Source organism: Paenibacillus sp. FSL H8-0280, from assembly GCF_045040665.1.
Lineage (GTDB): Bacteria > Bacillota > Bacilli > Paenibacillales > Paenibacillaceae > Paenibacillus > Paenibacillus xylanexedens_A.
Genome location: NZ_CP150296.1, coordinates 3,369,206 through 3,383,102, shown reverse-complemented (window position 1 = coordinate 3,383,102; position 13,897 = coordinate 3,369,206). Strand labels below are relative to the sequence as shown.

Sequence of the window (13,897 nt, the reverse complement as noted above, 5' to 3'; positions counted from 1 at the left end):
CCATATCCTATTCATATCATTTTATTGCCTAATCCTATCAAATGATTGTTTGTTGATGAAAAAAGCGAACAAAGCACTTGCGTGCCCTGTTCGCTCTTCTTCGTGCAGCCATGTTACTGTGCCTTACTCGCCCAAGCTGTCCCAGAATGATTGGAACGCGCCTTTCTCCACTTCCAGGAATGCCGGAACATTACCATAACGAACCAGAGCTTCTTCACCAAACAGAACCAGTGGGACCTGCGTTTTGTCTTCCAGCGTGAGATAGATGATCTTGCGATCTTCCTTGCCGTAGAGGTTCTCTTCCAACTCCGGGCTCGTTGCGATCGGTTTGGCAGCATTTAGCGATGAGATAAAGCTGTCCAGTGCTTCATCCGCTGCTAACGGTTGAAGCTGCTGCAATCCATTGTTCCAGCTGTTAAACGTCTCCCATTGCGCCGAGGCGATGTTGCCTTCGAGATGAAGCTTGCCGATCAGGTCGGCACCAGTACCAATGGTGATCCCGTTGTTCTTGTCGAATAACTGAGCATACACCTGACCATCGATCTCGGTGTAAGACATGATGCGGAAATCCTTGTCGTAGCCATTGACCGCATAGATGTCTGCTTCGCCAATGTTGGAAGCAAGCTCCGTATATTTATCCTGGCCGCTCAGCTCATCAATGCCGCCAGTGGTGGTACCCAGTTTATCCCCCCGCAGGCTGAGTGCATTTGCACCTTCAAGCAATGTTGGGGACTGTGTATATACGCTTCCTCCATATACAACCAGTTGCATCATATCAGCCATCGCGCCTTTGCCCTGTGAACTCGGCAACTCCATCTTCGGAATCACGATCGGATCAAACGATGCTCCTGGAGTCACCGCTGCCACCTGTGGTGTTGGTGCGGCTGGTCCATTGAATTGTTGCCATACACTTGGCGCAGCCAATCCAATGCTGGCAGCGATAACAACACTTGCTGCAATGTATAGTGGTTTACGTTGACGTTTTGGTCCCTGATGTTGCGTGTTTAAGGATTGCTCTACCCGTTTTTTCATTTGCTCGTTTGTTTTCATATGATCCACCGCTTTCTTGTAGTTTTGTTTGAATTGTTCTTCGTTCATTACAGTTCCTCTCCTTCCAGCTCCAGTTTTAACAGCTGTCTTCCTCGTTTCAATCTCATTTTCACTGCTGATTCGCTAATCTCCAGGATCTCGCTGATTTCTCGGATCGGATAATCTTCGTAATAATACAGATGAACCACCGATCTATACTTGACGGGCAGTGACAGCACAAGTTCGATCAGCGCGTGATCTTCAGGGTTGTCTGTTGTAAGAGGATCGACTCCCTCCAGCTTGACCTCCCGTTTGCGCCAGCCTCTGCCTAATAAGGATTTGCAATGATTGGTGATGACCCGAATCAACCATGCTTTTTGATGCTCCGCATCGTTGAACGTAGGGGCTTTTTCTATTAGTTTGATGAAGGTATCCTGAGTGGCTTCCTCCGCGTCTTCTCGTCTGCCGAGGTGCACCATGGCAATCCGGAACAGCGTATCCGCGTATGTCTCATAGACTTTCATCACATGATCGCCCAGCTGGGGCACTGATCGCTGCATGGTTGGTATGCCCTCCTTTATACCTCTAACACTCTTACGGACGGCATTTGGTCACATTTTGTTTTAGGATTTTTTTATTGGTCCATTTCATTCAAAATGCAAAAAAAGAAAGCAGCCCCATGGAGAGGAGTTGCTTTCTTCATCTTTGTCTTTATTTTCATATAAAATGCATATCGTTTCACCGATTAGAATTTCTTCTGTAAAAGCTCAATGTTGTCTTCCAAACTGCTGTCCAAGCTTACGCCTACCTTCTGCAGTTTGTTTTGGTAATATGCTTTTACATCTTCCCACTTATAGTATGGATAGGTCTTTGTTACGATCGGGAACGCGATCTCTTCTTCATTTCTAAGCATTTTCACGAGAACATCCTTTCCATTGGAATAAAGAATCCATTGAATATTTGCTCCCATTGGTGAGATAACCGAGCCATTCCAGTTTTGGGTCACGTCCTGCGGTTTGTCGATACTCACATTAGCTCCGGCGATATCCAGGAATGAAGATAGTGGAATGATGGTTTCTGCGTGAGCAAAACGAAATATACCAGCCGTGTCTTTCTGCTGAATGGACTGTTCGGTAGACACGATCAACTCTTTGACCAGAGGTGCAATGATATTCTGCGGCAGATCCGTTGACGTTAAAGATGGACCTTTTTCATAGAAATCATTGATATTGTCAATGCTCTCGTACCATTTCAACTGATTAGCCGTGAAATACCGCCCGAATTCGAAGTCACCTTCTCCTTTAATATTCGAAGATATGATGTAGAGTTCGTATAAATTAGAAGCAGCCTCGGTTGGGTTGCTGAGCTTCACTTTTCCCTTCTCATCTTTCAGTTCAAACTCTCCAGAGTTCAGCCGTTGATAGAAGTCTTCAGAGAAAAATTGCAGAAGGACCTCTTTTGCATAAAGCGTTCCAGTGCTCTGTGTGACATAATCCTCGTATAACTTAACCCAGTCTCCATCTTCTACGTACTCATTATACTTTGTCGCTAGGTCGTAGGGCCGTAGATAGGGGTCTTTCCCTTCTTCAAAAGCTGAAGTCAGAATGTCTACCTTGTTATCTCCCAAGCTTTCCTTTAACCCGTCAATAAACTGATCTCTGCTCTGCGGCGTTCGATCTTTGAAGGTTGCTTGTGCAATCACTTTTTTATCCGATGTAAATAGTTCTTTGAAATTCTGCCCAACTCTGGCCCCTATTCCTTTCAATTCTTCCCCACCCGTAGTGGATAACAATCCATAATGATCTTTTTCAACCTTCATCAGATTGCCAATTTCCTTCTTCAGCTCTTTGCCCAGATTAGTGATCTGCCCGTCCTTTTCAGCGATGTCGAGCAGTTCAAATAACGTCTTGTCGTACTTGGAACTGGATAGATGTCTGGAACCATGTCTCCCTATGTAGTTAATAAATATGGGTTCATATCCAATAGGAGCTTTTGTGTAACTTGTTTCCTTAAAAGGATATGGCGTTTTGGTACCGCGGTATCCCTGCTGATCGTTAATTTTAGCTCCAACAAATACCGATTGGGTGTTGTTATCCCAGTCTACCTCTTGCCCCAAGGCTTCACCAATCGCTCTTGCAGGTACATAAGTGACCCCATTGTAGAGAAATGATTCGCCTTCCACCCTTTGACCGTTCACGACCACATTAGCCGATTGTTCAGAAACTTCGATCATGCGTTTGGAGCCTGCGCCATATACGTCAAACACACTTACAGACGTTAAGATGGCGAGTGATGCTACTGAAATCCCGATTTTTTTGATCATCATAATGAATAGTTATCTCCTTATTCCGCCTGATATTGGTTTATTTTCGCTCATCATACTATAGGTGTGAAGTGTCTGCGCCGTATCCATCCTATGTTAATTCATTGTAAAAGAGTACATATAAATATTGACGTAAAGTCTCATACGACAAAAAGAGCCGCTCCTTAGCGACTCTGAATCAGCATAACAGGCTACCTTGCTCCGAGACACATGAACAAAATAGTCATCACATGTCTCGCATTATCATAGCGCCCTATATATTTTTATATCTATCCCTGACTCCGTCGGATGACCTTCTCCAATAAGTGTCTCACGGTTCAAGAAGGATAAGGCTTTGCTGTCTGTAATCATTTTGGGGGACGTGCGAAATAAAGCAGTTTTCAGCGTTTTATCAATATTTCCGTTATTTTCGATATAAATTTTGCAGGAATGCCCTGAGTTGTCGGTTCCTTGGAGCATGTATCTTGCCGATAGCGTATGCGGACCACCATTCTTCCCGATAATCTGCGTATCCACTCCTCCACCCAGCACGATTCCTTCAAAGTACTTTCCGGTTACGCTGCCTGTAAAAGTAATCATGACAACCGAATCATCTTCGCTATTCTGCAAATCAAAAGATTTCTCAATGTTCACATGTACCGTAAACAATTCCTCTAATTTCACGTGTTCCCACCTCCATATGAATTCAATTATAACTCTACTCACTAAAAAAAAGATTTACATCTTTCCTTTAAATCATTTAAAATGGTTTACACAATGTAAAGGTTAACAAGTTGTAAATGAAGGGGTTAATGACGTACATGAGTACATTACCAAAATCAGTTCGCTTTCCACTGTTCATTCTGATGTTAAATCTGTTTATCGCTTTATTGGGGCAAGGGATGCTCATCCCCATATTGCCAGAGTATTTGAAGCTTTTTCATGCGGGAGGCACAGTAGCAGGATTTTTAGTTGCAGCCTTTGGTGCCGCTCAATTCTTCTTTTCACCTCTCGGGGGACAATTGTCTGATCGATTTGGACGCAAAAAGTTGATCATTGCGGGTATGTTTCTGTCTGTCATTTCAGATATCATATTTGCGCTGTCGACGTCATTGCCGTTCCTCTATGTCGCACGGTTTATCGGTGGAATCAGTCTTGGTTTAATGGTTCCTGCCAACCTCGCATATGTCGCCGATATTACAACGCCAGAGACACGTGCAAAAGGTATGGGCTATTTCGGCGCAGCTATGAACTTGGGGATGGTGCTGGGACCTGGTCTGGGCGGTCTCATCGCCGAGATGGGCATTCGCATGCCCTATTTCTTCGCAGCGGGTCTGGGACTGATTGCTGCCCTAATGACGCTGCTATTGCCTGAGACACTTCCACCGGAGAAAAGAACAGTCTCCATCCGTCTTCAAAAAGGAGATCACTTGGGCAAGAAAATCTGGAGTTCATTTAAAGTCCCCTATTTCAAATACTTGATTGTGCTCCTCGTTATGACCTTTGGCCTTATGAGTTATGAGACGGTATTTGCTCTTTTTGCAGAGCAAAAATACGGATTCAACGCTGCAACGATCTCCATCATTATTACCTTGGGCGCGATTATCGGTATCGTTGTGCAGATTTGGCTTTTGGATTGGTTCGTACAGAGAATCGGTGAAGTTAAGTTGATCCGTCTCTCCTTAATAATCACACCCATAGCTTTATTGTTAATGTTAATTAAGGTCAACCTTGTGTTTCTGTTGTTCGCTTCTGCGTTATTCTTTGCATTCAATTCGTTTTTGCGACCTTCGGTCAGCACGTTAATATCCAAAAATGCAGGAGATCGGCAAGGTTATGCATCCGGTCTGAATACTACATTTTCCAGTCTCGGAACAGTGATTGGCCCGCTGATCGCAGGGCTATTGTTTGACAAAAACATAAACTTCCCGTATATTTTTGGTGCAATTATGCTACTCGCTTCTCTCGGACTGACCTTGAACGCATTTCGTTCGAAGAAAGGACAATTGTATACAAGTGAATGAAAACTGGCATCAACAATTGGGAAATAAACATCGTGATGATTTGATTGCAGCAGGTAAGGAGCTTTTTTTGAAATATGGATTGCTCCAGGTGAAGATTAAGGATGTATGTACGAAAGCTGAACTTAGTAGAGTGACCTTTTATAAACATTTTCAGTCTATGGATGAGCTTCTTCTAGCCATTCAGATGCAACTGATCGAACATTTAACGGATGAGGTTAGCAGTGCTTCAACGAAGGACTTGAATGGACGAGAACAACTCACGGTTATGTTGAATGCATGGGTTGTTTATGCCCAGAATCATCCAGACTACATCCGGTTTATTCAATTATTTGATATCAACTATGAGATGTATGATTTTAGTCCTGAATTAAGAGAAGAGTATGATAAGTTCAACCAGAACGGGAAAGAAAAACATTTCCTGATGGACGCTTTATCCCAAGGCGTTGTTGACGGCAGTATTAAGAATCCGTCCCCTCCGTTGGATCTGGCTCAGTTTATCTTCACAACGATGATGGGCATGCTCCAGCGCATGGTAACTATTCGTGCTGCTCATGATAATTCATTGGATATGCGAATGACGGAGCAATTTCTGAAGATGCTGCTTCATTTTGTGTGTAGTGAAGAAATACCCGAGTGATGGCATGGTAGATGGATCGATAAAACAAAAGTTTGAAATAAAAAACGGATTCCGTATGCTGGAATCCGTTTTTTTGCTTCATTAATTAAGCGTTAATCCGTTAGTACGGGCAACTGTCCTACAGCTTTCAGTTGACCAAGCAATACTTTGATCCCGGCAGACGTATTGGGTTCCTGCTTCCCATATACAGCAATCCCTGAGCGCACGTTCTGCAAATAGATCATCTCGTATGGGTTACCCAGTGACAATAGCGTGTATCGCTGATTACTCTTGTTCATCGCATTAATCAAGGTTTGATACTCACTCCAACCGAACTGGCTGGCCACGTTGCGGAATTGGTAAGAAGCAAGAATGACATAATTCGCCTTGCCAATTGCCTGGAGCGTTTCATTCATGTTACCTTGTCCAACAAGTGATATTTCAGTCTTTAACGACAGGTTATTAGCGGCTTGCAACAGTTGTCTTTCAAGCTGTTTCGCCTGTTCCTGCTCGGCTGCGACAATAACAACCCGGTCGCCTTGCTTCATTGGATCAGGAAGCACACCTTCGCGACTGCTGAGTACGGTGACCGCCCGCTCTGCGATGTTCTGCTCCACCGCTCGATGCTCCTTTGATCCAATAATACCGTTAAGCTGAGTTAGCTTTTGCGTAAGAGTTTGGCTGTGTTCAAACAAACCATATTTCGCTTTCATCTTCAAGATTCGTTTCACAGATGCATGTATGGTTTCATCCTTGATCGTTCCATTGTTCACCGCGTTCACCAGCGTTTGATGGGCCGTTGCTGAATCTTTTGGCATAAGGATAATATCAACACCTGCGGAAACGGCGCGTTCTACCGATTGATTCTCCCCAAAATGCTCCGCAATTGCATTCATGGTAAAGGCATCCGACACGATGAGTCCTTCATATCCCAGCTCCCCTCGCAGCAGTCCGGTCAGTACCTTTTTCGATAAGGTGGCAGGAATCGGTACACTTTCATCGTCTTTGAGCGAAGTGACATGTTCGTTGTCTATAGCAGGAAAAGCAATATGTGCGGTCATAATCATCTCTACACCATTTTTGATTGCAGCCCGAAACGGTTTTAATTCTACCGCATCAAGCCGTTCTCGGTTATGGGCAAGCACAGGCATACCAAGATGGGAATCTACCGTTGTATCTCCATGTCCCGGAAAATGCTTAACTGCCGCCATCACCCCTGATTGCTGTAGCCCTTTTATCGTTGCCAGACCAAGCCGTGTCACCAAATCCGCATCTGAGCCAAACGACCGTATACCAATGATGGGGTTATCTGGATTGCTGTTGATGTCCAGCACTGGCGCAAAATTGATCTGCAATCCCAGTGCCCTCAGCTCCTCCCCTGTCAGCTGACCGGCTGCTTCGGCTAGCGTTGCATCTCCAGTTGCGCCAAGCGCCATTTGACCTGGCAGGTTCGTACCGCCTGGTATTCGCTTAATAACGCCTCCTTCTTGGTCGATGCTAAGTAATAGAGGAATGTCACCTGCTTCTCTTTGTATATCATGTGTGAACGTTGTAAGCTGCCTCACGTCTGAAATATTTTTGTCAAAAAGAATAAGTCCGCCCAAGTCCTGATCATGGATCGTGCGTTTCAGCCCCTCATTAACGGTCGTTGTCGCTTTACCATTCCATTGCCTAATGTCGGGCATAAGCATCTGACCAACTTGCTCGCTTACCGTCATATAGGATATCAGCTTATCCCAATCTTGTGTTCGAATGGCCGCTTCCCGTTCGAAGCGAATGACTCTCGCCATAAATACGGCATATTCAGCGCGCGTAACTGCTTGATTCGGACGGAAGGTGGCATCTGAATAACCGCCGACCAAGCCGTTTGAACTCATAATAAGAATGGGTGCTGCCGCCCAATGCCTGTCCGTATCTGTCCATTTTGCGGGGTTCTTACCTTCCGCGAGTGCATATGCCCGTGTAAGGAAGGCCGCAGTCTCTGCGCGGCTAAGCGGTGCGTCCGGACGGAAGGTTCCGTTAGGAAAACCACTCGCAAGTCCATTTTTAGCAGCTATCATGATTTCTCGATGGAAAGGGTGTGTAGTTGGAACATCCGAATAGGTTGTGCCTGCCACTGCTCTTTGAAGCTGATCTGGATAAAGCTCGCGCACCATAAAAGTGACAGCTTGTGCCCTTGTCACAAGTGCCTCTGGTTTAAAGATCCCATTGCCATATCCGGCCACTGTTCCCCGTTTCGCCATATACGTGATGCCATCCTCAGCCCACTTGGAATACTTTAGATCAACTAACGTTTCTTCCGCAGCTGCCGTTCCCACCCCTATAAGCATAGAGCCAACAACGGCACCAATAATTGTCATCCATTTTACATGCATTTGTTTCACTCCTGTTGTATTCTATGGATGAATAGACGCTACTACGGTACAGTTTGTTGCGTTTTCATAAATTCAATGAAGTTATATACAGTTCATGACTATCCCTTCACGCCGCCAATCGTCATGCCCTGTACAAAGTATTTCTGCAAGAACGGATACACCATCAGAATAGGAACACTTGCAATAATGGTCATGGTCGCTCGAATCGAGGTTGGTGTGACCGCCGTTGCATTGCTCTCGGCAGACTGATAAGCATCACTTGCTGATGAAGTCGCTGAGGTCGTCGAAGTTTGCAGAATCTTCATCAACTCATATTGCAATGTGCTTAATTCTTTATTTGAAGAGTTGTACAGGAATACATCGAACCAGGAATTCCATTGTCCCACAGCTACAAAGAGTGATACGGTTGCCATTGCGGGAATCGTTAGCGGCAAGACAACGCGGATAAATGTCGTGAACTCCCCAGCCCCGTCAATACGGGCTGACTCTAGAATGCCTTCAGGAAGACCTTCAATAAATGAACGGATGACAATCATATTGAAGACACCGATTACACCCGGAATGATATATACCCAGAAGGAACCGATCAATCCAAGGTCTCGAATCAGCAGATAACCGGGGATCAACCCCCCGCTGAAATACATGGTGAATACAAAAAACATCGTAACAAACTTGCGAAGCACAAATTCCTGACGACTAACCGTATACGCGAGCATGGCTGTACAGAAGACGGACACCACGGTTCCAATGACCGTACGCAGCGCCGAGATCAGAGTTGCGTGATAAATATCGGATTCGCCAAAAATGTATTTGTAGTTGTCCAGTGTCCATACACGAGGCCATAGATATATTCCACCCCGAATGGCATCGTTTGCATTATTGAAGGATACGGCAATCATATTAACAAAGGGATAGATCGTCACAATCATCAGACATACCATGAAGATGATGTTAAAGGTGTCAAACGCTCGATCCCCGGTGCTGCTATTTCGCAAGCGGGATGTGTTTCCTTTTCGCATGGCATAGGCCTCCTTTTAGAATAGTCTGCTCTCTCCCATTTTTTTCGCTATATAGTTCGCTGAGAAAAGGAAGATGAAGCTGACCACAGTTTTGAATATGCCAGCTGCTGTACCTAAGGAAAAGTTCCCCATCCCTAATCCATATTTCAGTACAAAGATATCCAGATTCTCCGAATAGTCCATATTCATCCCGTTACCCAGCAGATATTGTGGTTCGAATCCGGATTCAAGAATACTTCCCATGTTCATGATCAATAAGATCACAATAACCGGTTTCAAGCCAGGCAGGGTGATATATAACATCCGTTTGAAGCGACTGGCTCCATCAATCTCGGCAGCCTCATATTGCGCTGGATCAATCGCCGTAATTGCTGCCAGATAGATAATGGTGTTCCAACCGACATCCTTCCACACCTCGGTTGCCCCCAGAATACCCCAGAAGTATTCACCTTTCCCCATCCATAGCACCGGACTGTCAATCAGGTGAAGCTTCATCAGCAGCAGATTAATGATTCCGTCTGGTGACAGGACTGTTAATACAATGCTGGAAGCAACAACCCACGAGATAAAGTGAGGCAGATAACTGACGGTTTGCACAAAACGTTTAAATATGACATTTTTCAGTTCATTCAACAAGAGGGCCAGTGTAATTGCTGTCACAAATCCCAACACAAGTTTAATGGAACTCATGACGAGTGTATTTCGCAGCACCCGGTAGAAGGTATTGTCCTCAAACAAGATACTAAAATGGTGCCAGCCTACCCACTGCTGATCGGAGAAGGACCTCGCCGGTTTGAAATTCTGAAAAGCCATGGTCCATCCCCATAACGGCAGGTACTTGAAGATAAAAGCCCAGATGACAAAAGGAATACACATCCAGGCAAGTGTTCGTTGCTGTACAAGTCGCTTAAAGAACGAGTGTGCTCTGGTTCCCTTCGGACTCGAGGCTGGAGGCATCGAGTTAAGGGAGACATTAGGTTTCTCCACGGTGAACCTGCTCCTTTCCTGTGCTGTTAATCATGTGCAGGGAAGACTAATTTCTTGTCTTTCGTCTTCTCCTGCGCACGTAACAGTTTGTTTTAAAGTGTTCGTATTACCATTTTCCTGCTACACGATCCTTCACAACTTTGGTAATGGTCGCTTCATAACCAGCTTTGTCCAATTTGTTCAATTCAGCCATGTAGGCATCCCACAGCTTATCAAAATTCGATGGTGCTCCCAAGATCATCTCCGGTAAGTATTTACGTTGCAGATCATCCGATTTGGTGGTGAAGATCTGTTCAGGTGATCCTTGCTCAAGGGCGATGGACCATGCGGGGAACCATGGCCGCTCTTCCGGTTTATTAAATAATTCATTAAAGGTTTGGATACCGTAGGCTTCAAGAAACTTCTTGTCTCCCTCGGTGTAAGATGCAGCGGCCACTTCCGGCTGGTTGCCAGGACTATAAGCGTTACCATCAGTCAACGTAGATTCACCGCCATATTTCGGCCAGTCTGTGCCAAAGTAGGTGAACCCGAATTTACGGCTGAGCTCCAGATCATCATGAGCCTTGCGTTGATCTTCATTTGCATAATAAAATCGGCCCTTTTCATCCACACTGTACGTCTCGTCCTTGATGCCCCATTGCACCAGAACCTGATTCTCTTCCTTCAGCAAATTATCAAAATATTTGATGATACGAACAGGGTCTTTGGCATTCACCGAGATACCTGTTGCATAGTTGTTGACGAAGCCGGGAGGATCCACATACTGATCCTTGATTCCTTCATCAAACACAATCGGAAGTGGAGCGTAGCGCTTCTCATCAATGCCTGCCGAGAGCAGGTTTTTCGACGCGTCTCCAATTTGCCAGCCATAATTGAAGTATCCCAGCACACGTCCCGAAGTCAGCTTGGCCAAATACTGGTCTTTGTTCATCGTAAAGGATTCCGGATCAAGCATGCCTTGAGCATTGATCTCATTCAACTTCTGAATCCATTTTTTCTGAGCATCTGTTCCGGCGACGACTTTTGCCTCATGGGTAGTCATGTCCACCATGACACTGCCATCGTTCGGATAACCGGCAAGATGCATCGCTGGATTTTGCAGCGTGAAGAAGTTATTGGCCACACCAGCAAGTGACACAAATCCGATTGTCTCTGCACCGTCGACAGTTGGATGTTTTTCCTTATAATCCTGAATTAGATCAAAATATTCATCCAGTGTAGTGATCTTGGGATAATCAAACTCTTTGAGCACAGATCGTTGAATCCAGAAAGCTCCTCCGCCCACATTTGGACTACCTGAATACTCACCCTGATTAGCCGTATAAGGCAGGGCATAGATTTTTCCATCTTCGGCATTTTTCATTTTATCGAAATATGGTCCATACACCCTTTTGATATTAGGACCGTATTCCTCAATCAGATCATCCAGCGGAATATAGGCACCGGCATCCAGTAACTTGGACATCTCACCACTGGAGCTAATGACATCAGGATAGTCTCCACTGGCAATCATGACACCGGCTTTTGTAGCACTATCACCTACCAGATATTCCATCTTCCAGTCCACACCCGTCTGCTCTTGCAACGCTTTACCGATGGTTGTTTCGCTTGCCAGAACATCCTTCTTGCCTGGAGAGAACATGTAATACGAGAACGTGACTGGACTGTTCTCATCATCACCTGTGGCTGAAGGCGCTGATGACGAACTGTTCTGACTGCACCCAGCCAGCAAAGCTGTTAGTAATACAGCCAAACTTGCTGTTCTAAATTTCGCTTTTAACATGTGAATATTCCCCCGTTCCGTATGGTCTCTATGGATTACACTCACCATTTGCCAGCTACACGATCCTTAACGGCCTGTGTTATCGTAGCTTCGTATGTTTTCTTGTCGAGTTGATTCAATTGACTCATATATTCATTCCATGTCTTCTCGAAAGTGGAAGGCGAATCCATAATCATTTTGGGTAAATATTTTTTCTGGAGATCTTCTGCTTTGGTGATGAGAATCTGTTCCGGAGAGCCCTGCTCCAATGCAATGGACCAAGCAGGAGACCAAGGACGCTCATCCGGTGTGCTGAATAGTTGTGTGAATGTCTCCACACCATATTTCTCTAACAACAGCTTGTCACCATCCGTATAACTAAAGGTAGCCACCTCTGGTTGATTGCCTGGTCCATAGGCGTTGCCATCCTCCAGTACGGAGTTATTCCCGTAACGCGGCCAGCTGTAATTAAAATAGTCAAAGCCGAACTTACGACTTAATTCCGGATCTTCATGTGCCTTGCGTTGGTCATCATTTTTAAAGTAAAAGCGGCCCTCATCATTCACACTATACGTCTCGTTCTCAACACCCCATTGAACCAGAATCTGGTTTTCTTCCTTGAGCAAATTATCAAAATATTTAATAATTCGCACGGGATCTTTGGCATTTACGGTAATTCCGACACCATAGTTGTTCACAAAGCCTGGCGGGTCCACATACTGGTCTTTGATGTTGTCATCAAATACGATCGGTAGAGATACATAACGTTTATCATCAATACCAGCCTTCTTGAGGTTGTTCGTTGCATCTCCAACCTGCCAGGAGTAACTGAAATATCCCAGCACCCGACCGGACGTCAATTTGGCGAGATACTGATCCTGGTTCATTGTGAAGGATTCGGGATCAAACATCCCCTGTGCGTTAACCTCACTCAACTTCTGAATCCATTGTTTCTGATAATCAGATCCGGCTACCAGTTTGGCTTCATGGCTCTGCATATCCACCATCACACTGCCATCGTTCGGATAACCTGCCAGATGCATGGCCGGATTTAGCAGGGTGAAGAAGCTGCCCGATTCCCCTGCAAGTGTGGCGAAGCCGATGGTTTCTTTTCCATCGATCTGCGGATGCTTTTGCTTATATTGCTCAATCAAGTCAAAATATTCGTCCAACGTTTTGATCTTGGGGTAGTTAAACTCTTTTAATACAGCGCGCTGAATATAGAAGCCAGTCTGGAAGTTTGGCTCAGACACGTAACCAATATTGGCAGTGTATGGCAAGAAATATATCTTCCCATCTTCCTGTCTGAATTTGTCCATATAAGGCCCGTATACTCGTTTAATGTTAGGCCCATATTGATCGATCAGTTCATCCAGCGCGATAAAAGATCCAGCATCCATCAACTTGGCCATTTCGCCACTGGAGTCGATGATGTCTGGGTAATCCCCACTCGCAATCATTACACCTGCCTTGGTTGCACCGTCGCCGACCAGATATTCCATCTTCCAGTCAACACCTGTTTGTTCCTGTAGCTTCTTGCCAATGGTCGTGCTGCTTGCCAGAATGTCCTTCTTGCCACCGCCAAACGTGAAATATTTAAAGGTGACCGGGGTGTTGTCATTACTGTCAGGATAAGAGGCTTCCGGGCTGGCTTTATTGCAACCTGCCAGCGTTACAGCCAGTAAAATGGCCAGTCCTGTTATCATGTTTTTCTTTCTGAACATGTAGCTAATGCCCCCTTAAAGTATTGTTTGTGTCTTTAAGCCTTCTCAATATATCAAGA

The 13,897-nt window shown here is 45.2% G+C and carries 11 protein-coding genes; 2 read left to right on the top strand and 9 right to left on the bottom strand.

Annotated elements, in window-relative coordinates:
- Nucleotides 1–123: 123 nt before the first annotated feature.
- The 4 genes from MHI12_RS15025 to MHI12_RS15010 form a co-directional block, all read right to left on the bottom strand.
- Entirely contained in the window at nucleotides 124–1,098 is a 975-nt protein-coding gene (locus tag MHI12_RS15025; protein ID WP_405172836.1) for a hypothetical protein, read from the bottom strand.
- Nucleotides 1,098–1,589, bottom strand: a complete 492-nt coding sequence (locus tag MHI12_RS15020) for an RNA polymerase sigma factor (protein WP_036615805.1) — start codon at nucleotides 1,587–1,589, stop codon at nucleotides 1,098–1,100. The genes MHI12_RS15025 and MHI12_RS15020 overlap by 1 nt, the downstream gene beginning before the upstream one ends.
- Nucleotides 1,590–1,774: 185 nt before the next feature.
- Nucleotides 1,775–3,355, bottom strand: coding sequence for a histidine-type phosphatase (locus tag MHI12_RS15015; protein ID WP_405172835.1), 1,581 nt, complete (start codon nucleotides 3,353–3,355; stop codon nucleotides 1,775–1,777).
- 240 nt (nucleotides 3,356–3,595) lie between these two features.
- Entirely contained in the window at nucleotides 3,596–4,015 is a 420-nt protein-coding gene (locus MHI12_RS15010; RefSeq protein WP_211083319.1) for a DUF3237 domain-containing protein, read from the bottom strand.
- Nucleotides 4,016–4,152: 137 nt separating this feature from the next.
- On the opposite strand from MHI12_RS15010, the gene MHI12_RS15005 reads away from it, so the two are divergent.
- Both MHI12_RS15005 and MHI12_RS15000 read left to right on the top strand, forming a co-directional pair.
- Nucleotides 4,153–5,355, top strand: coding sequence for an MFS transporter (locus MHI12_RS15005; RefSeq protein ID WP_310335382.1), 1,203 nt, complete (start codon nucleotides 4,153–4,155; stop codon nucleotides 5,353–5,355).
- The gene (locus MHI12_RS15000) at nucleotides 5,348–5,992 is read left to right on the top strand and encodes a TetR/AcrR family transcriptional regulator (RefSeq protein ID WP_405172834.1); all 645 of its coding nucleotides are present in this window, start codon (nucleotides 5,348–5,350) and stop codon (nucleotides 5,990–5,992) included. Before MHI12_RS15005 ends, MHI12_RS15000 begins: the two co-directional genes overlap by 8 nt.
- A gap of 92 nt (nucleotides 5,993–6,084) precedes the next feature.
- On the opposite strand, the gene MHI12_RS14995 is transcribed toward MHI12_RS15000, so the two are convergent.
- From MHI12_RS14995 to MHI12_RS14975, 5 genes are all read right to left on the bottom strand, one after another.
- Nucleotides 6,085–8,346: a glycoside hydrolase family 3 N-terminal domain-containing protein gene (locus tag MHI12_RS14995; RefSeq protein WP_405172833.1), complete on the bottom strand. Its 2,262-nt coding sequence runs from the start codon at nucleotides 8,344–8,346 to the stop codon at nucleotides 6,085–6,087.
- A 98-nt stretch (nucleotides 8,347–8,444) separates the two neighbouring features.
- Entirely contained in the window at nucleotides 8,445–9,365 is a 921-nt protein-coding gene (locus MHI12_RS14990; RefSeq protein ID WP_340935975.1) for a carbohydrate ABC transporter permease, read from the bottom strand.
- A gap of 15 nt (nucleotides 9,366–9,380) precedes the next feature.
- Entirely contained in the window at nucleotides 9,381–10,322 is a 942-nt protein-coding gene (locus MHI12_RS14985) for a sugar ABC transporter permease (protein WP_051153902.1), read from the bottom strand.
- Nucleotides 10,323–10,458: 136 nt separating this feature from the next.
- Nucleotides 10,459–12,135, bottom strand: coding sequence for an ABC transporter substrate-binding protein (locus MHI12_RS14980; protein ID WP_405172832.1), 1,677 nt, complete (start codon nucleotides 12,133–12,135; stop codon nucleotides 10,459–10,461).
- Nucleotides 12,136–12,176: 41 nt separating this feature from the next.
- A complete protein-coding gene (locus MHI12_RS14975) occupies nucleotides 12,177–13,838 on the bottom strand; it encodes an ABC transporter substrate-binding protein (RefSeq protein ID WP_405172831.1) in 1,662 nt (553 codons plus the stop codon).
- Between the last annotated feature and the right edge of the window lie 59 nt (nucleotides 13,839–13,897).